Origin of the sequence: Blastococcus sp. URHD0036 (assembly GCF_000701365.1) — a bacterium.
Lineage (GTDB): Bacteria > Actinomycetota > Actinomycetes > Mycobacteriales > Geodermatophilaceae > Trujillonella.
Window position 1 is genome coordinate 126,324 of the sequence record NZ_JNIK01000017.1, and the last position, 22,233, is coordinate 148,556.

Annotated in this window: 22 protein-coding genes and 1 riboswitch; of the genes, 8 read left to right on the forward strand and 14 right to left on the reverse strand. The window is 73.2% G+C overall.

Features of this window, described 5'->3' with window-relative positions:
- Positions 1 to 55: 55 nt before the first annotated feature.
- From N555_RS0119040 to N555_RS0119070, 6 genes are read right to left on the reverse strand one after another with little or no spacing between them, the layout of a single operon-like run.
- Complete coding sequence (locus N555_RS0119040; RefSeq protein ID WP_051684246.1) at positions 56 to 832, reverse strand: SDR family NAD(P)-dependent oxidoreductase; 777 nt, start codon at positions 830 to 832, stop codon at positions 56 to 58.
- A complete protein-coding gene (locus N555_RS27020) occupies positions 829 to 1,746 on the reverse strand; it encodes a nuclear transport factor 2 family protein (RefSeq protein WP_156036428.1) in 918 nt (305 codons plus the stop codon). Before N555_RS27020 ends, N555_RS0119040 begins: the two co-directional genes overlap by 4 nt.
- Positions 1,743 to 3,455 carry an N-acyl-D-amino-acid deacylase family protein gene (locus N555_RS0119055; RefSeq protein ID WP_029433086.1) on the reverse strand — a complete coding sequence of 571 codons (1,713 nt, stop codon included), beginning with the start codon at positions 3,453 to 3,455 and terminating at the stop codon, positions 1,743 to 1,745. The genes N555_RS27020 and N555_RS0119055 overlap by 4 nt, the downstream gene beginning before the upstream one ends.
- Positions 3,456 to 3,497: 42 nt before the next feature.
- Complete coding sequence (locus tag N555_RS0119060) at positions 3,498 to 4,631, reverse strand: epoxide hydrolase family protein (RefSeq protein ID WP_029433087.1); 1,134 nt, start codon at positions 4,629 to 4,631, stop codon at positions 3,498 to 3,500.
- Entirely contained in the window at positions 4,628 to 5,554 is a 927-nt protein-coding gene (locus N555_RS0119065) for an alpha/beta hydrolase (protein WP_029433088.1), read from the reverse strand. The genes N555_RS0119060 and N555_RS0119065 overlap by 4 nt, the downstream gene beginning before the upstream one ends.
- Positions 5,551 to 6,873, reverse strand: a complete 1,323-nt coding sequence (locus tag N555_RS0119070) for an alpha-amylase family protein (protein WP_029433089.1) — start codon at positions 6,871 to 6,873, stop codon at positions 5,551 to 5,553. Before N555_RS0119070 ends, N555_RS0119065 begins: the two co-directional genes overlap by 4 nt.
- A 136-nt stretch (positions 6,874 to 7,009) precedes the next feature.
- Between N555_RS0119070 and N555_RS0119075 the strand changes: the two genes are divergently transcribed.
- The gene (locus N555_RS0119075; protein WP_034511498.1) at positions 7,010 to 7,825 is read left to right on the forward strand and encodes an LAGLIDADG family homing endonuclease; all 816 of its coding nucleotides are present in this window, start codon (positions 7,010 to 7,012) and stop codon (positions 7,823 to 7,825) included.
- Between the two features lie 148 nt (positions 7,826 to 7,973).
- Here N555_RS0119075 and N555_RS0119080 read toward each other — a convergent pair whose 3' ends face one another.
- The gene (locus N555_RS0119080) at positions 7,974 to 8,723 is read right to left on the reverse strand and encodes an SDR family oxidoreductase (RefSeq protein WP_029433091.1); all 750 of its coding nucleotides are present in this window, start codon (positions 8,721 to 8,723) and stop codon (positions 7,974 to 7,976) included.
- A 100-nt stretch (positions 8,724 to 8,823) separates the two neighbouring features.
- On the opposite strand from N555_RS0119080, the gene N555_RS0119085 reads away from it, so the two are divergent.
- The 4 genes from N555_RS0119085 to N555_RS0119100 all read left to right on the forward strand — a co-directional run bounded on the left by N555_RS0119085 (position 8,824) and on the right by N555_RS0119100 (position 12,882).
- On the forward strand, positions 8,824 to 9,663 hold the full coding sequence (locus N555_RS0119085) for a helix-turn-helix transcriptional regulator (RefSeq protein WP_029433092.1): 840 nt from the start codon (positions 8,824 to 8,826) through the stop codon (positions 9,661 to 9,663).
- Positions 9,664 to 9,684: 21 nt separating this feature from the next.
- Positions 9,685 to 10,137, forward strand: coding sequence for a hypothetical protein (locus N555_RS0119090; RefSeq protein ID WP_029433093.1), 453 nt, complete (start codon positions 9,685 to 9,687; stop codon positions 10,135 to 10,137).
- 10 nt (positions 10,138 to 10,147) lie between these two features.
- Positions 10,148 to 11,047, forward strand: a complete 900-nt coding sequence (locus N555_RS0119095) for an SMP-30/gluconolactonase/LRE family protein (RefSeq protein WP_029433094.1) — start codon at positions 10,148 to 10,150, stop codon at positions 11,045 to 11,047.
- 155 nt (positions 11,048 to 11,202) lie between these two features.
- Positions 11,203 to 12,882 (forward strand): PHA/PHB synthase family protein, encoded by a 1,680-nt coding sequence (locus tag N555_RS0119100; protein WP_231503013.1) that lies wholly within the window; start codon positions 11,203 to 11,205, stop codon positions 12,880 to 12,882.
- Positions 12,883 to 12,951: 69 nt separating this feature from the next.
- Here the strand turns inward: N555_RS0119100 and N555_RS27025 are convergent, their stop codons facing one another.
- Entirely contained in the window at positions 12,952 to 13,473 is a 522-nt protein-coding gene (locus N555_RS27025; protein WP_051684248.1) for a PASTA domain-containing protein, read from the reverse strand.
- A 225-nt stretch (positions 13,474 to 13,698) separates the two neighbouring features.
- The gene (locus N555_RS28000) at positions 13,699 to 13,857 is read right to left on the reverse strand and encodes a hypothetical protein (RefSeq protein ID WP_156036429.1); all 159 of its coding nucleotides are present in this window, start codon (positions 13,855 to 13,857) and stop codon (positions 13,699 to 13,701) included.
- Between the two features lie 358 nt (positions 13,858 to 14,215).
- A riboswitch (cyclic di-AMP (ydaO/yuaA leader) is annotated at positions 14,216 to 14,383 on the forward strand.
- 17 nt (positions 14,384 to 14,400) lie between these two features.
- Here N555_RS28000 and N555_RS26230 point away from each other — a divergent pair.
- Positions 14,401 to 14,919 (forward strand): C40 family peptidase, encoded by a 519-nt coding sequence (locus tag N555_RS26230; RefSeq protein WP_029433097.1) that lies wholly within the window; start codon positions 14,401 to 14,403, stop codon positions 14,917 to 14,919.
- A gap of 48 nt (positions 14,920 to 14,967) precedes the next feature.
- On the opposite strand, the gene N555_RS27030 is transcribed toward N555_RS26230, so the two are convergent.
- The 4 genes from N555_RS27030 to N555_RS0119135 form a co-directional block, all read right to left on the reverse strand.
- On the reverse strand, positions 14,968 to 16,089 hold the full coding sequence (locus N555_RS27030; protein WP_156036430.1) for an OmpA family protein: 1,122 nt from the start codon (positions 16,087 to 16,089) through the stop codon (positions 14,968 to 14,970).
- 95 nt (positions 16,090 to 16,184) lie between these two features.
- A complete protein-coding gene (locus N555_RS0119125; protein ID WP_156036431.1) occupies positions 16,185 to 17,597 on the reverse strand; it encodes a hypothetical protein in 1,413 nt (470 codons plus the stop codon).
- A complete protein-coding gene (locus N555_RS0119130; RefSeq protein ID WP_156036432.1) occupies positions 17,594 to 18,196 on the reverse strand; it encodes a hypothetical protein in 603 nt (200 codons plus the stop codon). The genes N555_RS0119125 and N555_RS0119130 overlap by 4 nt, the downstream gene beginning before the upstream one ends.
- 385 nt (positions 18,197 to 18,581) lie before the next feature.
- On the reverse strand, positions 18,582 to 18,950 hold the full coding sequence (locus tag N555_RS0119135) for a hypothetical protein (RefSeq protein ID WP_029433101.1): 369 nt from the start codon (positions 18,948 to 18,950) through the stop codon (positions 18,582 to 18,584).
- Between the two features lie 174 nt (positions 18,951 to 19,124).
- Between N555_RS0119135 and N555_RS0119140 the strand changes: the two genes are divergently transcribed.
- Complete coding sequence (locus tag N555_RS0119140; RefSeq protein ID WP_051684249.1) at positions 19,125 to 19,799, forward strand: DUF6308 family protein; 675 nt, start codon at positions 19,125 to 19,127, stop codon at positions 19,797 to 19,799.
- Here N555_RS0119140 and N555_RS0119145 read toward each other — a convergent pair.
- Positions 19,781 to 21,448 carry an MFS transporter gene (locus tag N555_RS0119145; protein WP_197029085.1) on the reverse strand — a complete coding sequence of 556 codons (1,668 nt, stop codon included), beginning with the start codon at positions 21,446 to 21,448 and terminating at the stop codon, positions 19,781 to 19,783. The genes N555_RS0119140 and N555_RS0119145 overlap by 19 nt on opposite strands.
- Positions 21,449 to 21,590: 142 nt before the next feature.
- Between N555_RS0119145 and N555_RS0119150 the strand changes: the two genes are divergently transcribed.
- On the forward strand, positions 21,591 to 22,223 hold the full coding sequence (locus N555_RS0119150) for a TetR family transcriptional regulator (RefSeq protein WP_231503015.1): 633 nt from the start codon (positions 21,591 to 21,593) through the stop codon (positions 22,221 to 22,223).
- Positions 22,224 to 22,233 lie beyond the last annotated feature (10 nt).

Below are 22,233 nucleotides of genomic sequence, written 5' to 3' on the forward strand. Positions count from 1 at the left end.
CTGTGCACCTGTCCACCTCTCGATCGGATCGAGAGGTGGACAGGTGCACGACGGCTCACCAGACGAGGGGCCGGGCTCCCCCGCCGGTCACCCGCACGACCTGGCCGCTGACGTAGCCCGCGGCGTCCGAGGCGAGGAACGCGACCACCTGGGCGACGTCCTCCGGCGTGCACACCCGTCCGGCCGCGGCGCCCTCGGCGAACCGCGCCACCGCGGCGTCGTCGAAGACCTCCCGCACACCCTCGGTCAGCACGAACCCCGGCGCGACGACGTTGCTGCGGATCCCCCGCGTGCCGTAGTTCGCGGCCGTGTACGCCGACAGGGTCTCCAGCCCCGCCTTGGCCACGCCGTAGGCGACGTGCGAGCCGGTCGGGTTCACCGCCGCGCCGGACGAGGTGCTGACGATCGACCCGCCGCCGGACTCGAGCATCGCCGGGATGGCGTGGCGGCAGCCGTAGACCGCGGCCATCACGACGACGTCGAACGCGCCGCGCCAGGCCTCGTCCGGCGTCCCGACGGTGTCGGTGTCCAGCGGCGACTGGCCGACCGCGTTGTTGTGCAGCACGTCGAGCCGGCCGAACGTCTCCACCGCCGTGGTCACCAGGGCGGCGACGGCGGCCTCGTCGGTGACGTCGGTGCGGCGGGCGACGGCGACGTCACCGAGGTCCGCGGCGACCCGCTCGACGCCGGCGCCGTCGAGATCGGCGAGCACGAGCCGGGCCCCCTGCGCGGCCAGGACCCGGGCGGTGGCCGCGCCGATGCCGCGGGCCGCGCCGGTGACGATCGCGACCTTCCCCGCGAGGGCGCCGTCGCTCACTGCGACGTCGCTCACTGGGCGACGAACACGTCGTAGGAGTGCAGCGAGTCCTGGTACTCGACCATGCGGCGGATGCGGCCGTCGCCGTCGAACTCGAAGAGCTGGTGGTAGCGGTTGGCGTAGGTGCGGCCGGTCGCGGCGATGACGGCGGCGCTGGAGGAGACGGCGGCGACCCGGTCGCCCTCGGCGGTCGTGGAGTGCACCTCCAGGCCGAACCGCCGGTCGACCGCACCGTCCACCAGGGCCCGCAGGACCGCCAGCGTGGTGGCCCGGTCGCGCTGCCCGCCGGCGAGGGTCGGGGCGCCGGCGAGCGCGGCGGACTGCGGCGGGCCGGCGAACGGCATCTCCCACACGAAGTCCGGCGCGAGCAGCCGGTCCAGCGCGTCGAGGTCGCCGGCGGTGAGCGCGGCGGCGAAGTCGAGCACCGCCTGCCTGTTGCGGTCCACCGTGCTCGGCGGCGGGGCGAAGCGGCGCATCAGCGTGACGTTGAAGCCGAACCACTGCTCGGGGTCCAGGTGCAGCTGGTGCACCGCCATCTCCGCCTCGTCGGCGTTGCCCTGCCGACTGTCGTACTCGTAGCGGATCCGGAAGCCCCGCCCCTCCAGCCAGCTCCGCGCCTCCTCGACGTCGCGGATCTCGAAGACCAGCGGGCCCAGCTGGCCCTCGCCGAACTCCGCGAGCCGGCGGCCGACGCTGCTCGTGGTGTCGTCGGGGTGCGGGGCGATGAACTCCAGCCCGCGCTCGAAGTCGGTCGCCGAGAGCGCGCCGTGCCCGGAGATGGGGATGGGGTCGGGCAGCCGCAGCCCGAACGCCTCGTTGAACTGCTGGACGGCGTCGTGGATCCGCGCCTGGTCGATCACCAGCTCGACGCGGTTGAGGCCGACGACGTCCACGGGCAGCTCCTGGGGTTCGGGGGTGAGGGGGGTCATACGGTGGCGGGTGGCCGGGCGGTGCGGACGACGCGGCCGGGCCGCTCGCCGGTGGGCTCGCCGTGCGACCAGGTCATCCGGCCGGCGAGGAAGGTCGCGTCGTAGCCCTCGACGTCCTGCAGCAGGCGCCGTCCGCCGGCGGGCAGGTCGGCCGTCCAGCGGGGCGGGAGCAGCCGCAGCGCGTCGAGGTCGACGACGTTGAGGTCGGCCCGCATCCCGGGCGCCAGCACCCCGCGGTCGGCCAGCCCCCAGAGCGCCGCCGTCCGGCCGGTCTGCAGGTGCACCGCCTCCTCCAGGCCCAGCCGCTCGCCGCGGTCGCGATCGCGCACCCAGTGGGTGAGCTGGAAGGTCGGGGCGGTGGCGTCGCAGATGAGACCGCAGTGCGCGCCGCCGTCGGCCAGGCTGAGCACGGTCGCCGGGTGGCGCATCATCTGCAGCTGGGCGTCGAGGCTGCCGTCGGAGTAGTTGATGAACGGGAAGTAGAGCCAGCCGGTGCCCTCGGTCATGAGGTCGTAGGCAACCTCGTCCGGGGTCCGGCCGTTCGCCAGCGCCTCGACCGATCGGGAGGCCGGCGGCTCGTAGTCGGGCGGGTCGCCGAGCGGGTACATGTTCGCGAAGTCCCGCATCCGGGGCGCCCAGAACCGGCCGAGCCCCTCGCTCTCCTCGGCCAGGACCGCCGTCCGCACCTGCGGGTCGCGCATCCGCCGCCGGCGCTCGTCGACCGGGAGCTCGGCCAGTGCCCGGTAGGTGGGGCGGTGCGAGAACGGGTGGATGCGGCTCTCCAGGTCGATGAGCATCCCGACCGGCCGCGAGCCCACCCCCGCGTGCATGGCGACGCCGTCGGCGCGGGCCTCGGCGAGCAGCGAGAGCAGCCGCTCGTGGTGCCGCGGGGTCTCGTCGAACTGGGCGAGGGAGAACGACAGCGGCTGCCCGCTCTCCTCCGCCAGCCGGCGCATCCAGGCGAACTCGCGGGCCGGGTCGTCGCGCGACCAGTCGGTGACCAGCTGCAGCATGCCGCCGCCGCCGGCCGCCACCCCGTGCGCCAGCGCGAGGAGCTCGTCGATCTCCACGAAGCTGCCGGGCACCGGGCTGCCGTCCGCGGCGAGGTGCAGCTTGGTGCGGGAGGTCGACAGCCCGATCGCCCCGGCCGCGACGGACTGCGCCACGATCTGCGCCATCTCCGCGGTCTGCGCCTCGGTGGCCACCCCGCGGACCGACTCCTCCGCGCCCATGACGTAGGCGCGGACGGCGCTGTGCGGCAGCAGCGCGGCGACGTCCAGCACCCGGGGCATCGCGGCGAGGGAGTCCAGGTACTCGGGGAAGGTCTCCCACGTCCAGGGCAGGCCCTCCCACAGCGCCGTCCCGGGGACGTCCTCGACGCCCTCCATCAGCGTGATGAGCGCCTGGTGGTCGGCCGGGCGGACCGGGGCGAAGCCGACGCCGCAGTTGCCCATCACCGTCGTCGTGACCCCGCCCGGGCCGCTCGGCGCGAGCAGCGGGTCCCAGGTCGCCTGGCCGTCGTAGTGCGAGTGGACGTCGACCCAGCCGGGCAGGACGTGCCGCCCCTCGGCGTCGACCTCCCGCCGCCCGCGCCCGACGTCCGCCCCGACGGCCACGACGCGCTCTCCGTCGACGGCGACGTCGGCACGGACCGCCGGCGCACCCGTGCCGTCGACGACCGTCCCGCCTCGGATCACCAGGTCGTGCACCCGCTGACCATAGCGACTGCAATGCGACCTGCGACACAACCGTCAGCGGACGGTGCGGAAGAAGGCGCGCACCTCCTCGACGAACACCTGCGGCTGCTCGAAGGCGGCGAAGTGCCCACCGGAGGGCAGTTCGCTCCAGCGGCGGATGTCGGTGAACGCCTTCTCGGCCCAGCGCCGGGAGGGCGTGAAGATCTCGTGCGGGAAGATCGCCGCCCCCATCGGCACCGCGGTCGGCGGCCACGCCTCGCGACGGAAGCTCTCCCAGTAGAGCCGGGCCGACGACGCCGCCGTCCCGGGCACCCAGTAGAGCATCGCGTTGTCCAGCAGCCGGTCGGCGCCGAGCACCCCGACCGGGTCGCCGCCGCAGTCGGCCCAGGTGGCGAACTTCTCCAGGATCCAGCCCAGCTGCCCGGCGGGTGAGTCGGTCAGGCCGTAGCCGAGGGTCTGCGGGCGGGTGGCCTGCTGGGTGGAGTAGCCGGTGCCCTGCTCGCGGTGCTCGGCGAGGCGGTCCAGCGCCCGCTGCTCGGCGTCGGTGAGGTCGCCGTCACGGTCGGGCCGGACGGTGACCATGTTGAGGTGGATGCCGGTCAGCCGGTCGGGAAAGGCGTCGGCCAGCGCGCGGGTGACCGTGGAGCCCCAGTCGCCGCCCTGGGCGCCGAACCGGTCGTAGCCGAGCCGCGACATGAGCTCCACCCACGCGGCGGCGATCGCGTCCACGCCCCAGCCGGTCCGGGTCGGCCGGTCGCTCCAGCCGTAACCGGGCAGCGACGGCACGACGACGGAGAACGCGTCGCGGGCGTCGCCGCCGTGCGCGACCGGGTCGGTGAGCGGCTCGATCACGTCGAGGAACTCGACCACCGAGCCGGGCCAGCCGTGGGTGAGCACCAGCGGCATCGCGTCCGGGTGCGGCGAGGGCACGTGCAGGAAGTGGACGCCTAGCCCGTCGATCGTCGTCCGGTACTGGGGGAAGCGGTTGAGCAGCCGCTGCCGCGCCGGCCAGTCGTAGCTCTCGGCCCAGTAGGTGCAGAGGTCGCGCAGGTAGGCCAGCGGCACGCCCTGCGACCAGTCGGCGACCGGTTCGGCGTCCGGCCAGCGGGTGCGCCGGAGCCGGTCGCGCAGGTCGTCCAGCAGGGCGGGCGGCACCTGCACGGTGAACGGCTCGATCGTCTCGGTCACGGGACCTCCTGGGGGAGCACGCTGCCGGCCCACCGCAGCAGGCGGTCGACCAGCAGGGCACGGTTCGGGCTGACGACGTGGTGGTGGCCGGAGTCGGGGACCCGGAACAGCGTGAGGTCGCCGGTGCCGACGAACTCGGGGGCGATCTCGTCCAGCGGCGCGCCGATCTCGCGGTCGCCGTGCGCGAGGAACACCGGGACGTCGAGTGCGGCGATCTCGTCGCGGGCGTTGCCGGGCACCATCGAGGCGAGCCCGACCAGCGCGAGCAGCGGGGCACTCGCCCGGGCCAGCGCCCCCTTCACCCCGTCGTCGGCGGCGTGGCTCCGCCCGTGCCGGCGGTCGAGATCGGGCAGCGGTGTACCGAACCGCTCGCGGACGAGGTCCGGCAACGCGCGGCGCAGGCCGTCCGGGTCGTCGGCGTACCGGGCGGCGTCCGCGTCCAGCTTCTCCGGCATGCCGCGGCCGCCGTAGCCGAGCAGGGCGAGGGCGTCGCAGCCGCCGTGCCGCGACTGCTGGGTCACGAGCAGTCCGGCGCCGGCCGAGTGGCCGAGGCCGAGCACGGTCCCCGGGCGGCCGGGGACCAGCTCGCCGTCCCGCAGCCGCGCCAGCACGTAGGCGTTCACGTCGGCGACGGTGTGCGCGGTGAGCTCGTACGGGTCGTCGGGGACGCTGCTCTCCCCCACCCCGAGGTGGTCGACGGTCACCGCGACGTGGCCGCGGGCGGCGAGGGCGCGCGCCAGGCTGTGCCCCGGCACGTCGAGGTCCCAGTAGCGCCGGGACATGCCCCCACCGGGCAGCAGCCACCACAGCACCCCCGTCGGCGCGGTGCCCGGCGGCGGGGCGAAGACGTCGACCACGACGCACTCCCCGCCCGCCGGAGCCACCTCCCGGACGTCGACGACCACCCGCACCGGCTCGCTCACGCCTCCAGCACCGCCCAGCCGCCGGCCGGCAGCGTGACCCGGCCCTCGCGGAGCTCCGCTTCCCCAGCCGCTACCGCACGGGCCCCGGGTGCGGTCAGCGTCGTGGGATTCCCGGCGGTCGAGAGGGCGACGAGCAGCCGGCTCCCCTCCCCCGTGGACGCGTAGACCAGCGTCTCGTTGGCGACGTCGACCACCTCGGTGCGAGCGGCGTGCAGCCAGGCGTGCCGGCGGCGGAGGCCGAGCAGTTCCTGGTGCAGCGCGAAGGTCGGCAGCCCCAGCGGGGAGAGCTTCTGCGGTGTCGCGGGGAACGGCGGGCGGACGGCGTCGTCCCCACCGGCGCGGTCCTCCTTGACGCCGGTGAAGCCGTGGTCGTCGCCGGCGTAGACCGCCGGGGTGCCGGCGACGGTGGCGAGCACCACCAGGGCGTGCGCCAGGTGCGCGGGGTCGGTGAGCCTGCTGGCGATGCGGGTGACGTCGTGGTTGCCGAGGAACGTGTAGGGGACGAACCGCTGCACGAACTCGTCGTGCCGGCGCAGGGCGTGGGCGAGCTCGTGCAGGTTGGCGTCGTTCAGCGAGCTCCAGACGGCCTTCCACAGCTCGTACTGGGTGACCGAGTCGAGCCCGCTCTCGGCGACGAAGCGCGGGTAGTCGCCGTGGATCACCTCGCCCATCAGGTAGGCGCCCGGGTGGCGGGCCCGCACCCGCTCGGCGACCTGGGCCCAGAACGCCGTCGGCACGGCGTAGGCGGCGTCCAGGCGCCAGCCGTCCGCGCCACGGTCGAGCCAGTGGCACATGACGTCGACGACGTGGTCGACGACCGCGGGGCTGCCGTGGTCGAGCGCGACGAGGTGATGGTGGCCCTCGAAGTCGTCGTACCCGGGCTCGACGCCGGGCCGCCACGCCTCGGGCCACCGCAACCGGAACCAGCTCGCGGTGGGCGCCGACGGGCCCTGCTCGAGCACCGCCCGGAACGCCGGGTGGCTGCGGCCGACGTGGTTGAAGACGCCGTCGAGGAGCACCCGGATGCCCCGCTCGCGCGCGGCGGCGACCAGGGCGTCGAAGTCGGCGTCGTCGCCCAGCCGCGGGTCGATGCGCAGGTGGTCGGTGGTGTCGTAGCCGTGGGTCTCGGAGTCGAAGACCGGGCCGAGAGCGAGGCCGTTCGCGCCGAGCTGCGTGACGTGGTCCAGCCAGGCGGTCAGGTGCCCGAGCCGGTGGACGACGGGGCCCTCGGGGTCGCGCTCCTTCTCCGCGCCGACGAACCCGAGCGGGTAGACGTGCCACCAGATGACGTGCTCGACCCAGTCCGGTTCGGTGCCCACACCGCCCACCCTGGCACCCGGGTGACTGGTTCCGCGCCCGGGTGATGCGGTCCCGCCTGCGACCCAGAGGGGTCCTCCCGTCAGGAGACAGGTAGACGCCCGGCTTCCTGTCTCATGTCCGCGAGATGGTGCCCTGGTGCCACACCTCGACCTCCGGCTCCCGGCGCACGCGTACTTCTTCGGGTTCGCGCAGACGGACGGCTGTTCTTACGCGGGCTCCGGTCAGAAGGGGCGCTTCTCGATCGAACTGTCCGTGCGGGACGAGGCCGTGCTGCATTCGTTCGCCGCGCTGTTCGATGTCTATTCGCGGGTGTCATATCGCGATCGGACGACCAACTTCGGGCCGCATCGTTCGGCCGTGTGGACGGTGTCAGACCTCGCTTTCCGCCGGGAGCTGGTCGATCTAGGGCTGCCGAGCGGGCGCAAGGCGACGACGGTGGCACCACCCGCATCTCCGGTCAGTCTCCCGGACTACGTACGTGGCCTCGTCGACGGCGACGGCAGTGTGGGCCTCACTCGCACGGGACGACCGTTCATCAGCTTCGTGACCGCCAGTCAGTCGCTCGCCGAGTTCTTCTGCGCCCAGGCACTGGCGGTGGCTGGGGCTCATCGGGTGCCCCGTCGGAATTCTCGCGACGGTGTCTACAACCCGATGGTGGCAGGTGATCCCGCCGCTCCGTTCGCCGCGTGGCTGTATCCGGAAGGGTGCCTCGCGTTGGACCGCAAGCGGGAGTCGGCCGCGCGCGTGGCCTCGTGGACGAGGCCGGTGGACATGCGAGCGCGACCGGTCTGCGGTTCGCGCCGATGGACGGCCGCAGAGGACGCTGACGTGTTCACCGGCTCGATCCGAGAGGCCGCCAGGCGGCTCGGTCGGAGCGAGAAGTCCGTGACCATCCGCCGTTCCCGGCTGCGGAGCGCGAGTCCCGTGCAGGAGCGTGTGGCCCGCGCCTGACGGATGGGCCTGCGCCAGGGGTCAACGCCTCTTTGTGCTCTGAGTCGCCCGAGAACTCAGAGCACAGGGACACGACGGATCCCCCTGCGGACGCTCGTGCTCTGCCCACCATCGTGGGCAGAGCACGAGCGTGCCGGGACCGACCTGGTCAGGCAGCGAAGTCCGACAGCTGGGCGAGGACGTCGCCGGTGCGGCCGTCGGCCTCGGCGAAGCGGAGGAACCGCACCCGCTCGACCAGGACCTCGTCGGCGTCGGGCCGCTCGGCCAGCAGAGCCATGACCTCGTCGAGGAACTCCTCGAGCGGCATGGCGTGCGAGGAGTCGCGCTGGCCCATGAGCTCGGTCCGCACCGCCGGCGGCACCAGCTCGGTGACCTGCACGGGCCCGCCGGCGAGCTGGACGCGCAGCGCCTGGGTGTAGGAGTGCACGGCCGCCTTGGTGGCGCTGTAGGTCGGGGTGAGCGGCATCGGCACGAAGCCGAGGCCCGACGACACGGTCATCACCGTGGCGGCCGGCCGGCGCAGCAGCGCGGGCAGGAACGCGTCGATGCTGCGGATGGTCCCCAGCAGGTTCGTGGCGACGGTGCGCTCGGCGACCTCGACGTGGGCCGGGTCGGCGAGGTCTTCGGGCAGCATGATCCCGGCGGTCGTGATCACCGTGTCCAGGTCCGGGTGGGCGGCCAGGACCGCCTCGGCCGCGGCGGCGATCGACGCGGGATCGGTGACGTCGATCTGCTGGGTGCCCAGCCCCGGGTGCTCGGCCGCGAGGGAGGCGAGCCGGTCGGTCCGCCGTCCGCCGACGACGACGGTGCTGCCGGCGGCCATCAGCCGCAGCGCGAGGCCCAGGCCGATGCCGGAGGTGCCGCCGGTGATGAAGACGGTGCTGCGTGTGGTGTCCATGCCCCGACCCTCCGCCGCCGCCCGAGCGCCGGGCAGAGAGCGGTCATCCAGGGATCGGCGGTCCCTGGATGGCGCCACGGCGGGCGGGGAGGATGGCGGCGTGGACCGAACGGGGCTGGCCGGCTTCCTGCGCGCCCGGCGGGAGCGGCTGCAGCCGGGTGACGTCGGGCTGCCCGCGGGAGCGCGCCGCCGCACCGCCGGGCTGCGCCGCGAGGAGGTGGCGGCACTGGCCACGATGTCGACCGATTACTACACGCGGCTGGAGCAGCAGCGCGGGCCGCAGCCGTCTGAGCAGATGCTCTCGGCGATCGCCCGGGCACTGCGGCTGACGCTCGACGAGCGCGACCACCTGTTCCGCCTCGCCGGGCACAACGCGCCGCTGCGGATGCGCGCCACCGATCACGTCGCACCCGCGCTGCAGCGGGTGTTCGACCGGCTGGACGACACCCCCGCGCTGGTGCTCTCGGACCTCGCCGAGACGCTGCTGCAGAACCGCCTGGCGACCGCGCTGCTCGGCGACGAGACCCGCCACACCGGCCTGGCCCGCAGCGCCTTCTACCGCTGGTTCACCGACCCGGACGCCCGCAGTCGCTACCCGGAGGCCGACCACCCGCGGCAGAGCCGGCTGCAGGCCGCGGGGCTGAGGGCGGCCCTGAGCGCCGGCGCCTCGACGGCGCGGGCCACCGAGATCGTCGACCGCCTGTTGGCGGTGAGTCCCGAGTTCGCGCAGGTGTGGGGGCGCCACGACGTCGGCAAGCGGTTCGAGGACGCGAAGACGCTCGTGCACCCGGAGCTCGGCCCGATCGACGTCGACTGCCAGGCGCTGTTCACCGAGAACCAGGGCCAGGTGCTGCTCGTGCTGACCGCCGCCCCGGGCACCGAGGCCGCCGAGAAGCTGGCGCTGCTGTCGGTGATCGGCGAGCAGCAGTTCAGCGTCTGAGGCAGCCCCTACGGTTCCCTCGTGGAGACACTGCCGCGGATCGACGAGCACGAGGTGGTCATCGCCGCGCCGCCCGCCGTCACGTGGGCCGCCGTGCTCTCGACGCTGCGCGGCACCTTCGCCGCACCCGGCGCGGCGGCCGTCGCCCGGGTGCTCGGCTGCGAACCGCGGGGGACGTCCGGCTGGGCGCGGCCCGCCGTCGGCTCCACCGTCCCGGGCTTCGCGATCGTCACGGCGGAGGAACCGCGGCTGCTCGTGGTGGCCGGCCGGCACCGGTTCTCCCGCTACGGGATCGTGGCCCGGCTGTCGCCGTCCGGCAGCGGCACGCGGGTGGTGCTGGAGAGCCGGGCGGAGTTCCCCGCGCTGGCCGGGCGGGCCTACCGGCTGGCCGTGATCGGCAGCGGTGGGCACGTCGTCGCGGTCCGGCGGCTGCTCTCCGGGATCCGCCGGGCCGCGGAGAGCTCGCCGTCCTAGTGTCCGGTCCATGGCGGAACGAGAGCTGCGGACGGTCCTGACGGGTGGCGGGTTCTTCGAGGGCCCGCGCTGGCACGACGGCACCTGGTGGGTGTCGGACTTCTACCGCCACACGGTCAGCCGGGTGACGGCCGACGGTCAGGAGACCGTCCTGTTCGAGGTGGAGAACCAGCCCTCCGGGCTCGGCTGGCTGCCCGACGGCTCGCTGGTGATCGTGTCGATGAAGGACCAGAAGCTGCTGCGGTTCGCCGACGGCGAGCTGTCCACCTACGCGGACCTGGCCGCGCACTGCGGCGGGCACCTCAACGACCTCGTGGTCGACGCCCACGGCCGGGTGTTCGTGGGCGACTTCGGCTTCGACCTGATGGGCGGCGGTGACGCGCGGCCGGCGACGCTCAAGCGGGTCGACCCCGACGGCTCGGTGCACGTCGTCGCCGACGGCCTGCGGTTCCCGAACGGCTCGGTGATCACCCCGGACGGCGGCACGCTCGTGGTCGGCGAGACGCTCGGCAACCGCTACACCGCCTTCGACCTGGCCGACGACGGGACGCTGTCCAACCGGCGGATCTGGGCGTCGCTGGGCGACGAGGTCACGGGGACGACGACCGAGGAGGTGCTCGGCCAGGTCGTCGTCGCCCCGGACGGGTGCGCGCTCGACGCCGAGGGGCACATCTGGGCAGCCGACGCGGTGGGCGGCCGGGTCGCGCGGATCGCCCCGGGCGGGTCGATCGTGGAGTCGGTGTCCGCACCGGAGGGGCTGGGCGTGTTCGCCTGCATGCTCGGCGGCGAGGACGGGACGACGCTGCTGATGTGCTGCGCGCCGGACTTCTACGAGCACAACCGGGCGCCGGTGCGCGAGGCCGTGCTCGTGGCGACCGAGGTGGGCGTCGCCCACGCCGGACGCCCCTGAGCACCTCCCGTCGCCCGCCGTTCGCGGGTCCGTTCGACGTTCGTGAGGGAGCCGTCACACCTGTGACACATCCCCTCCCCAGACTGGGTCCTAAGGCCCGGGACGAGGGTGGGCCGCCCTCCCTAGCGTCAGCGGAACCGACGAATGGAGACGGCGTGACGGCAGTCCAGCACCCATCGACCGGCACCACCCCCTCGACCCCGCTGCCGCGGCTGCAGGCCGCGCCGGAGCCCGAGCGGCGCCGGCGCGGCCCGGCGGTCGTCGCTGGATCGCTGGCCGTCGGGGAGGAGACCGTCCGGCTCGGCCGCGAGCTCGCCGCCATCACCCTCGGCGTCGAACGCGAGCTCGCGGGGACCGCCGACAAGCGGTTCGCCGACCCGGCCTGGAGCGGCCATCCCGGCTACCGCCGCCTCGGGCAGGGCTACCTGGCGTGGTCGGCGTCGCTGGACCGGCTGGTCGACCGCTACGAGGCCGGCGGTGCCGGCTGGCGGGAGGTGGAGCGCGCCCGGTTCGCGGTGCGCGCCCTGGCCGCCGCCGCGTCGCCCACCAACACGCTGGCCGGCAACCCGGCGGCGCTGAAGAAGGCCCTCGAGACCGGCGGGCGCAGCGTCGTCCGCGGGGTGGGCCAGATGCTCACCGACGTCCGGACCAACGGCGGCCTGCCGGCCCTCTGCGACCCGACGGCGTTCGGCGTCGGGCGGAACCTGGCGACCACCCGGGGCGCCGTCGTCTACCGGGACGACGTCATCGAGCTCATCCAGTACGCCCCGGCGACGCCCGACGTGCACGCGCGGCCGCTGCTCGTCGTCCCCCCGGTGATCAACCGCTACTACCTGCTCGACCTGCGGGCGGGACGCAGCTTCATCGAGCACGCCGTCGGCAAGGGGTTCCAGACCTTCGTCGTCAGCTGGCGCAACCCCAGCAAGCAGAACGCGCACTGGGACCTGGACACGTACACCGAGCGGCTGCGCCGGGCCGTGGCGGTCATGAAGGAGGTGACCGGCTCCCCCGACGTCAACATGGTCGGGTTCTGCGCCGGAGGCATCCTGCAGACCCTGCTGCTCAACCACCTGGCCGCAGTGGACGACCGCAGCGTGCACAGCGCCGCGTACGGCGTGACGCTGCTGGACTTCGGCGAGCGGGCGCCCATCGGCGCGTTCGCCGGGAAGTGGGTGACCGGCGTGGCCCGGCGGCTGTCGCGGGCGCGCGGCGTGCTCGGCGGGAAGTCGCTGGGCTCGGTGTTCAGCTTCATGAAGCCCAACGACCTGGTCTTCGACGGCCTGGTGTCGCAGTGGCTGCAGGGCGAGCCCGTGCCGGCGTTCGACGTCCTGGCGTGGAACGCGGACGCGCCGAACCTGCCGGCCCGGCTGCACGACCAGTTCCTCGGCTTCTTCCGGGACAACTCGCTCGTCCAGCCCGGCGCGCTGACCGTCCTGGGGTCACCGGTCGACCTGGGCGAGATCACCGTCCCGACGTTCGTGACCGGTGCCATCACCGACCACCTCACGCCCTGGCGGGGCTGCTACCGGACCTCGCGGCTGCTGTCGGGGCCGAGCACCTTCGTACTGAGCAACGGCGGGCACATCCAGAGCCTGGTCAACCCGCCCGGCAACCCCAAGGCGAAGCACTGGGTCGGCGGGGAGGCGGTCGCCGATCCCGAGGAGTGGCGGGCCGCCGCCGAGGAGCGGACCGGCAGCTGGTGGGAGACGTGGGCGGACTGGACGGCGGTGCGATCCGGTCCGCAGGTGCCGGCCCCGGAGACGCTGGGCAGCGACCGGCACCCGGCACTCACGCCGGCCCCCGGTCTGTACGTGCTGGACAAGACGCCGGCCTGACCCCCGAACCACAGCGACCCCCGTCCGGCGGCTGCCGGGCGGGGGTCGCTGCGTGGGCCGTGGCGCGGATCAGGGACAGCGCTCCTCGCGCTTGACCACGCCGAAGTCGATGGAGCCCTCGACGTCGCCGGTCACCTGCTGGCCGGCCGGGATGTTCTGCGTGCAGACCATCCAGTTCGAGTCGACGACCTGGTTGCGGCTGCCGAGCAAGTCGTGAGAGACGCTCAGGAACACGCCGTTGGTCTGGACCTGGTTCTGCGCCGTCTGCAGGTCGAGGCCGACGAGGTCGGGCATGACGAAGTCCACGCCCGGGTCCACGGCGGACGACGGTGCGGGAGCCGGCGCCGGGGCGGTCGCGGTGTCACTCGTGACCGGCGGGGCGGCCGCGGCGGAGGTGCTGGATCCCTCGGCGGCCGAGGCAGAGCTCACGACGGGGTCGTCGTCTTCCTTGCTGCAGGCGGAACCGGCGGCCGCGACGAGGACGAGGAGCGCCCCCGCGACGAAGCGGGTGCGGCGCGAGGCGGGCCGGGTGGCGGGGATGTGCGGCTCGTTGGCCGGGTCGAACTCGAGTGTGGTGGATGCCTGGTACATGAGCTCCCCGTGAGGTGGTGCGGTGCGCCGGGGCGTCGGAGTCAGCGCGACCCACCGCCCCCGCACGTGGTCGACCGACCCTCACACGCCGTCGGCCCGCACTCGGGGAGGTGCGGCCCCATTGAGTACCGGAACACCACCGCAGTCCCAATGGCCCCTCGGAGGGACAGCGACCCCCGTCCGGCGGCTGCCGGGCGGGGGTCGCTGCATGCGGAGCGCGGGAGGTCAGCGGACGGGGCCGCGACCCTTTCCGCCATTGCTGCGCTTCTGCTGCCACTGGGCGAACATCTGCTTCGCCTTCTCCTGGTTCTGCGGCTTGCGGGCCTCCTGCAGGACCTTCGCAGCGATGCCAGAGGCCACGAGCTTGCGGAACATGCCGGGCACAGGGCCCTCCTTCTCTCCGTGGACTGTCTGTCCGTCCCCCTCAAGATGCCCACCGGCCGGTTGGGTCAACCGCCCGCCGTGCAGCCGGGACGTCCTGCCAACGCGCGACGACTCTCCGTGGTGCCGTGCCGGAACACGAGGATTACAGCGATCGATGGGCCACCGGTCGCGCCTCGAGGCGCCGGCGAGGCGTCGTACCGGCTGGTCAACGCTTCGACAGGCCTCCGCGACACGCCGACCGCCTGGCGACGTCGTCTCGGCGAGTCTGGTGCGGCGCCCGTCAGCCGCGATCCGCGGACCCACCTACGTTCATGCCGTCCGTCGGGGCCTCACCCGTCGCCCAGAAGTCGGCGACACCCGTCGGACACCGCCGAACCGGGCAGCGACAGAGCTCGCCGCCCGGACCGGGGACCCACCGAACCAGTGGGGTGAAGCGCTGCGCCGGGACGTCGACGTCCCGGGCAGGCCGGGCGATTCCCGCGTCCGAACCCGTCAGCTAACCCGGTAGGCGGTACACGGAGAAACAAGGAGAACCCGTCGTCCATGACGACTACACGCACGTCCTCGTACCGCCTGCCCCGCTCCGCCCGTGCCGCCGCCATCGCGCTCGTCGCGGGCGCCGGCATCGCCCTCACCCCGACCGCGGCGCTGGCGAGCCCCGGCGCCCCGGTCGCCTCCGTCCCCGTCGTGCAGCAGGTCACGGCGCCGAACCACGCCGCCCAGGTCGCCGTCGACCGGGCGCTGGCCCAGGTCGGCAAGCCGTACGTGTGGGGCGGTGCGGGGCCGTCGGGCTTCGACTGCTCCGGGCTGACCCAGTACGCCTACCGGGCGGCCGGCGTGAACCTGCCGCACTCCTCGCGGATGCAGTCGAGGACCGGCTTCCCCATCGACCTGTGGCACCTGCAGCCCGGTGACCTGATGTTCTTCTACAGCCCGGTGGGCCACGTCGCGATGTACATCGGCAACGGGCTGATGGTGCACGCGTCGACCCCGGGCCAGCCCGTGAAGGTCGTGCCGGCCGGCTCGATGCGCGGCTTCGTCGGGGCGACCCGGGTCGCCTGACCCGAACTCCGGAGCCCCGGTCGCCACGCTGCGACCGGGGCTCCAGGCTCAGCTGCAGCTGATCGTGCCGGAGAGCGTGATGGTCACCTTGCGGTTCTGAGCAGCGGCACCCGGGATCAGGTCGCCGTTCGCGTCGTGGTCGGGAACGTACTCGGGGAAGTCGCTCCCGAGTCCCTCGACCGTGAGGTCACCCGGCTGCACGCCGAGGTCGGCGAGTACGTCGGCGACGGCCTGGGCGCGGTCGCGGCTGAGAACCAACTGACCGTCGATCTCCCCGACGTCCGCCGTCGTCCCGGTCACCCGGGCTGTCATCCCACCGGCGACCATCTGCTCCGCGATGGGGGCAATCACCGCCTCCGCCGCCTGCGCGTCCCGGAAGACCGCCGTGTCAGCTTCGAAGGCGACGTCGCCGCCGCCGAGCTCCACCCGGCCGGGCGTGCAGATGTACGGCAACGGCAGGGGCACCGGAGAGACGTCCGGGAGATCCTCCTCCGGCTCCCCTTCCAGCGGCGCGTCCTCGAAGTCGACGCTGGACGCGCCGGCAGCCTTGATGACGGCCTCCCAGGTCGCGAGGAGGCTGGCGCGCTGCGCGATCGAGAGGCGCTCCTGTGGCTCGGCAGTGTCGCCGATCCCCTGAAGGACGACGACCGTGCCGTCCAGCTCGGGCAGCGCCCCGGCGTTCCGGAGCTGATCCACCACCTCCTGCGGGTCTGCCTCGAGCATCCCGGGCTGAGTGAAGTCCAGGGGGGCGACCGTGGACAGACCTGAGTCGACGACGACGATGGTGTGCGGACCCGTTTCCGACCGGATGCTGCGGGCGGCGAGGTCGAGCGCGGTGAGCAGATCCGCTTGGGGGTCATCGGCCGCTGCGGCGACGAGGCCATCGGCGAGAGCCTGCCGGTTCCGCTGGCGGCTTTGTTCGCGAGCCGTCTCGTTCTCCCCCTCGGTCTTCAGCCGGCTGGAGGCGACCACCGAGGGATCCCCGTCCGCCACGACGATGGAGGCCAGCGACTGGTTCTCGACCGCCTCATCCAGCACCGCCATGGCGCGACCGTCGAGTTGTATCGGCGGCATGTTGCTGCGCCCGCCGACGGCGAACGAGACCGCACCGGTGGCCGGGGCGGCCGACGCGCTGCTGCAGCCGGCGAGCCCGCACGCGAGAGCCGCCACTGCGGCGGCCGCCAGGACGCGGCGCGGGAGAAGGGACGTGGCCAAGGGGTTGTGCTCCGTTCGGCTTGTCGAGTGGTCAGGCGTGGCGCTCGGGATCACACGGGCTCAGTCGTCGGCCCCTGGCCGCTCGGAGAGTGGCCGTTGAGCGCGTGGCCGTTGGCCGACGGACCGGGACCCGGGTGGCCGTTGGCTGACCAGAGCCCCGCGCCAGCGAGGGCGGCCTCACTCGTCTCGCCGAGCTGCTCGTCCGTGTCGCGCGGAACCGATGAGCCGCTGGGCTCCGGACGTGGCTGAGGTACGACCTGGCGACGAGGGATCTCCGGCCGCGGCGGTGTAGCGGACTCGACCGTGGTCAAGCCGTTCGTCGCCTCGGGCAGGCCCATGTGGCGGGCCATCTCGACGCGGGCGAGCTCGCGCAGTTCGGTGATGATCGCGTCCGCGGCCGCAACGGCATCGGCCGCGCCGTGGTCGATGCGGGACTCCTGGGCTTGTACAAACTCCAGCTGGCGTCCGAGCTTCCCGGCCTCGGCGGCCACCGTTTCGGCCTTTCGCACCTGCTTGTCCAGCCGCTTGCGGAGCGCGAGGTAGGCCCTGGCCTGGGGGTGGTGCTCCGAAAAGCCGGCGTAGAAGGCGAGCACGCCGGACGCGAGGAACAGCCCGGCCAGAAGCACGGCGGACAGGATCGCCTCGTGGCTGGCCTCTGCCGCCTCGACGACAGCGTCCCCGCCGAAGGCGGACTGCGGGCCGGACGTGGGGCTGGCGACCTGGGTTCGAAAGAAGGTGGCGACGCCGCCGAGCGCGACCCACGCGCCGAGCATGATGCCGATGGCGATGCGTCCGGAGCCGCCGCGCGCCTCCCGAAGGTCCTTGAGCGCGCGCCCGGCCCCATGCATGAGACCGACGGACGCCGCCGCGAAGGCGATGGTGAGCACCCACACGATCCAGTCCGCCTGGCCGGTGAAGGCGGCGAGCGTGAGCCGGAAGGTGACCAGGTCACCGCCCGCGGCGAGCAGGAGCAGCACCGTGATGAGGATCTTGTGTGGCAGGGAGGGCACAAGTCCTTCGACAGGGTCCAGGGTCGGCCGCGGACGCCTCCGCCGCTCCCGGCGATCGGCGGGCTCGTTCTCGGCGGGTCGGAAGATCCGCTTCTCGAGGATGGCCATCTCTCGTTCGGTGCGCTGACATTCAGCCGTGGCGACGACGTCGCGCCGTGACGCCGCCTCCTCGGCGGCCTCCAGGTGGGTCAGCTCGCGGTGGGCTGCGGCGACGCGCACGGTTCGCTCCGACGCGATGTCCGCATGCCACTGCCCCCTGAGGCCCTCCAGGTAGGCGTCGAGGACGTCGCCGTTTCCCGCGTCGAGCGAGCCTGCCTGCGAGAGCTGGGCGACCTGTCTGACAACGAACTCGCGGGCCGACCGAGCCTCGCGCTGCGGCGCCCACGGCATTGGCGCTGACACCGCCTCGAGTGCCGGCGACGACGGCCGTCGTCGGAATCTCAACATGCTCATGCTCGTGCTCCAGCCAGCTCGTCGAAGGGCAGCGGGTTCTCCTCCGTCGCCCAGGCGGGGATCACGCAGACCTGCGTATTCCAGCCGTCGATCAACTCGGTCCGCTGCGGGTGGCGGCGCACCAGCGCGTGGCGGTACACAGCCGCCTTCTGGTCGATCAGGTCGCGATAGCGCAGCACGCGGGAACGGGCGGCGTCCGCTCGCGCCCGGACCTGTGCGATCGCGTGGGCCTGCTCGGCTAGCAGGGCGTCGAGCTGCTCTTGGACGGCGCGCTGTGCGGCACGGGCCGACTCGTGCGCACGCATGTGCGCCACCGTGCGCCGTTCTCGGGTAGCAGTAGTTGAGAGGTGTTCCTCCCGGGGGTAGCGGAGGGTCAGCCATGCCTCGGCCGGCGGCTCGCCGCGGCGCTCCGCGTCCTGGGCGCGGGCGGACAGCTCCTGCTGGAGGGACGCGATCTCACTCTCCAGGGTCCCCAGCCGCACGACCAGGTGGTGGACGTCATCGTGGTGACCGGCCCGCTCCCGCTCGCAGACACCGGCGAACTCCGCGGCAAGGCGCTGAAGGGCGGGGGTCGTCGCGACGCTCGAGCCGACGGGCAAGCCCGCGCGTCGGTCACGGCGGGCAGCCCAGCGCAGCCGTGCAACGTCCCGCCAGGAGACGCGGAGAGTGCGGTAGGACCTGTTGGCGTATCCGGCGTGCGTCGTCGGCACAGAAGCCCCGTCCCCCATGCGGCGCGGAGCCGCTCGCTGATCCGTGACGAACGCCGATGGGCGTTCGTCGCACCGCGTCCCGGCAGTCCAGCCGCTCAGCGGAGCAGGTTAGATCGGGACGAAAGCGTCTCGGATATTAGGGATCAGCGGGAGTCGCAAGTGCGTTCGCCGGAAGCCCCTCATCCCAAGGAGGGAGCTCGCCCGACGACACCCGCCGCTGCCGTGGACTTCTGAACGCCGTGCGCGTCGAGGAGTCCGGCGCGAGCGACGAACCTCAGCCGCAAGGCGGGCAGGGCCGATCGGCGGGACACAGGGAGAAGACGGCCTCGGGGTCGCGCGGCCACGAGGCGAGGAAGAGATAGCCGAACCGGGTGTTCACGTGGGCCTCCGCGCCGCCCTCGGCCACCGCCGCGGCCAGCGCCTCGGGGGCGTGGTTGCGGAAGCGCTGGAGCTCGTCGCCGACCGCGAGGGTGACCACGCCGTCGTCCACTCCCATGACGTGCACCGGCTGCCACTCGGCCAGCGCGCCGGTGTGGCACAGCAGGATGGTGGTGCGGTGCGGGGTGTGACCCGCGGTCCGGCGGGTGCAGACCTCGGAGGTGTGCGGCCCCCGGTCGACCTGTGATGCGGCGTCGCTCGACATGGTGTCCTCCCCGGCTCGGCACTGGCTGTGCCGGTCCCTGTCCCCAGGTTCGGGCCCGGGATGCGCGTGGAGGCTCCGGTGAGCCCGGGACGGGTGACTTCCTCCCCCGGCCGGGTGGCCAGCACCCGGCGTCGGTCACGCGGCGCTACGGCGGCCTCCGGAAGACTGCCCGGCGTGTATCAGCTGCCCGAGTCCCTGAACCCCGGCAACGAGGCCGACGCCCTTGCCTTCCTCCGCCGCTACTACGGCAAGGAGTCCGGGAAGGGCCGCTACACCGGCTCCCACTTCGACGGCTGGGGCCGCGACAACGACCCCTACCGCTTCACGGCCGAAGACCTCGTGGCCGTCACGTTCCTGTCGGTGGTCGTCAAGCCGTTGGCGGCGCACGCCGTGCTGGAGGCGCGGGCCGACGACTTCTCCGCCCTTCTCCGCGACGTCGACCCCGATCAGCACCTGGTCGACGTCGACCAGGAGTTCACGGACGCGCATCCCGCATGGCGGCTCGACAGCGCACTCCGGGCCCTGAAGCTGGGGATCGGCCGGACGATCTCCAGCAAGCTGCTCGCCCGCAAGCGGCCGCACTTGGTCCCCATCTACGACTCCGTCGTCGGCCAGCTCACCGGCTGCGAGTCGGGCGCCCAGTGGGAGCCGCTGCGTCGCCTGCTCCGGAGCGACGACAGCCGGCTCTACCGCCGACTCCTGGACCTCCGGGACGCGGCCGACCTGAACGACACCGTCCCCGCCCTCCGGGTCTACGACGTTGTCTGCTGGATGGAGGGCAAGGAGACCAAGAAGCTGTCCCCCACCGCGGAGGACGAGCTGATCGGCGCTCAGCTCACCGACGACTGACCTCCTGCGGCCGGGGCGCCCTCACCGGACTCGCTGCGGGCGGGCGGACCGCCCTGGATGACGAAGTCCTTCTGCCGGATGAGGAAGAAGCAGGCGACCGCGGCGGCGTAGGCGAGCACGGCCCCGATCAGCACGATGTGGTTGAGCGCGTCGACGACCGCCGACGTGCCGACGTCGGTGATCAGGTCGTAGGCGGCGGTGCCCGCGCCGTCGCCGCCCTGCCCGACGGCCGTCTCCTGCGCCCGCTCGGCCGCGGCCTGGACCTGGCCGTTGGAGAGCGCTGCGGTGAGTCCGCCGACGGCGTCGCCGGGCACCTGACCGGCCAGGCCGTCGCGCACGGCCGAGGCCACCTGGTGGCTGAAGATCGACCCGAGGGCCGCGATGCCGGTGGCGACGCCGACCTGGCGGAACGTCGAGTTGACGCCCGACGCCATGCCGGAGCGCTCCGGGGCGACCACGCCGACGGCGGTGGAGGCCAGCGGGGTGTTGATCAGGCCGATGCCGGCGCCGGTGACGATCAGGCCCGGGATGAGGTGCGTCCAGCCGGAGTCGGTCTGGATGCCGGTCATCAGGAGCAGGCCCGTGCCGAGGACGACGAAGCCCGGCGCGATCAGCCACTTCGCCGGCACGAACGAGGTGAGCCGACCGGCGACGGCGGCGACGACGAACGCCGCGGCCGACAGGAAGAGGAAGCGGACGCCGGTCTCGACCGCGCTGTAGCCGAGCACGTTCTGCACGTAGATGACGAGGTAGGTCAGCAGCGAGAACGCCGACGCCGAGATGGCGAACGCCGCGATCAGGCCACCGGTGAAGGTGGGCTTGCGCAGCAGGCCGAGGTCGAACATCGGGTGGCGCTGCCGCAGCTGGCTGACGACGAAGACCGCCAGCAGGACGGCGGAGGCGACCAGGCAGACCACGACGCGGGTCTCGCCCCAGCTGGTCTGGCCGGCCTCGATCAGGCCGTAGACCAGGGCGGCGAGCGCGAGGCTGAAGGTGACGAAGCCGAACCAGTCGGGCCGGCCGGCGCGCGGGTCCTGCGACTCGCGGACCTTCAGCCAGGTGATCGCGACGGCCACCGCGCAGATCGGGATGTTGACGAAGAAGATCCACCGCCAGGAGAGCCCGCTGGTCAGCACGCCGCCGAGCACCGGTCCGATCGCGACGGCCACACCGGTGGTGGCCCCGAAGGCGCCGAAGGCGGTGCCGCGCTCGCGGCCGCTGAAGGCGCTGGAGAGCAGCGCCAGGGCGGTGGCGAACATCGCCGCGCCGCCGATGCCCTGGAACGCGCGGGCCAGGCAGAGGAAGAGGATGTCCTGCGCCAGGCCGCAGGCCAGCGAGCCGAGGGTGAACAGCCCCAGGCCGATCAGGAACACCTTGCGGCGGCCGAAGAGGTCGGCCAGCGAGCCTGCGGTGAGCAGCAGCGCGGCGAGCGAGAGCGCGTAGGCGTCGATGACCCACTGCAGGCCCGACAGCGATGCGTCGAGCTCCGTGGCGATGTCCGGCAGCGCGACGTTCACGATCGTCACGTCGAGCAGCAGCATGAAGACGCCGGTGCAGACCGCGGCCAGCGTCCACCACCGGGCGGGTTCCGCCGGGGGCGCGGCGCCGGGCGCGGCGGAGGCGGGCTGAGCGGTCGGTGCGTCGGTCACCAGGAGATGGTGGCCCAGACCAACGACAGATGCGGCAGCCACCCCGGACGAGTGCGCCGCGAAGACGAACGGCAGATGAACACGAAACCCGAACGGGGTAAGAACTTGTACTCCGTTCAGTTTTAGGTCTAGCTTCATGCCCGTGGCGATCAAGGACGGCTCGGCGACGGGGCAGCACTGCGCCATCTCCGCCGTCATGGGGCTGCGGGAGCGCAAGAAGCTCGCGGCCTGGCGCACCATCCGGTCGACCGCGCTCCGCCTGATCGGCGAGCGCGGGTTCGAGGCCGTGAGCGTGGAGGACATCGCCGCCGAGGCCGGTGTCTCCCGGACGACGTTCTTCAGCTACTTCGCCAGCAAGGAAGCCGTCGTCTTCGATCTCGATCCCGACGAGGTACGCCAGTGGCGAAATGCGCTGGAGAACTGTCGTACCGACTTGCCACTCTGGGACGCGTTGACCGACCTGGCGCTGACCCTGGCGCCACTCCTGGCCGAGCGGCTGCCGCTGCAGAAGCGGCTGCTCGAGCAGTCGCCAGGTCTGTGCCGGTCGGCACGCGGTGCCTGTGACGGGTTCGAGCCCGAGCTGCGCGAGTGGCTCGGCCGGCGATGTCCGGACGCCGACGACGTACGCACTGCCCTCGTCCTCAACACCGCGATGGCCGCGATCTCCACGGCGGTCGACGCATGGGATCCCGACCAGCCGGTCGAGCGGTTCCTCGAGCTCGTGAGCGACTGCCTGCGCTGGGCCGGCGCAGGACTGGCGGCCGCTCCCAGCTGACCTCCGTCCG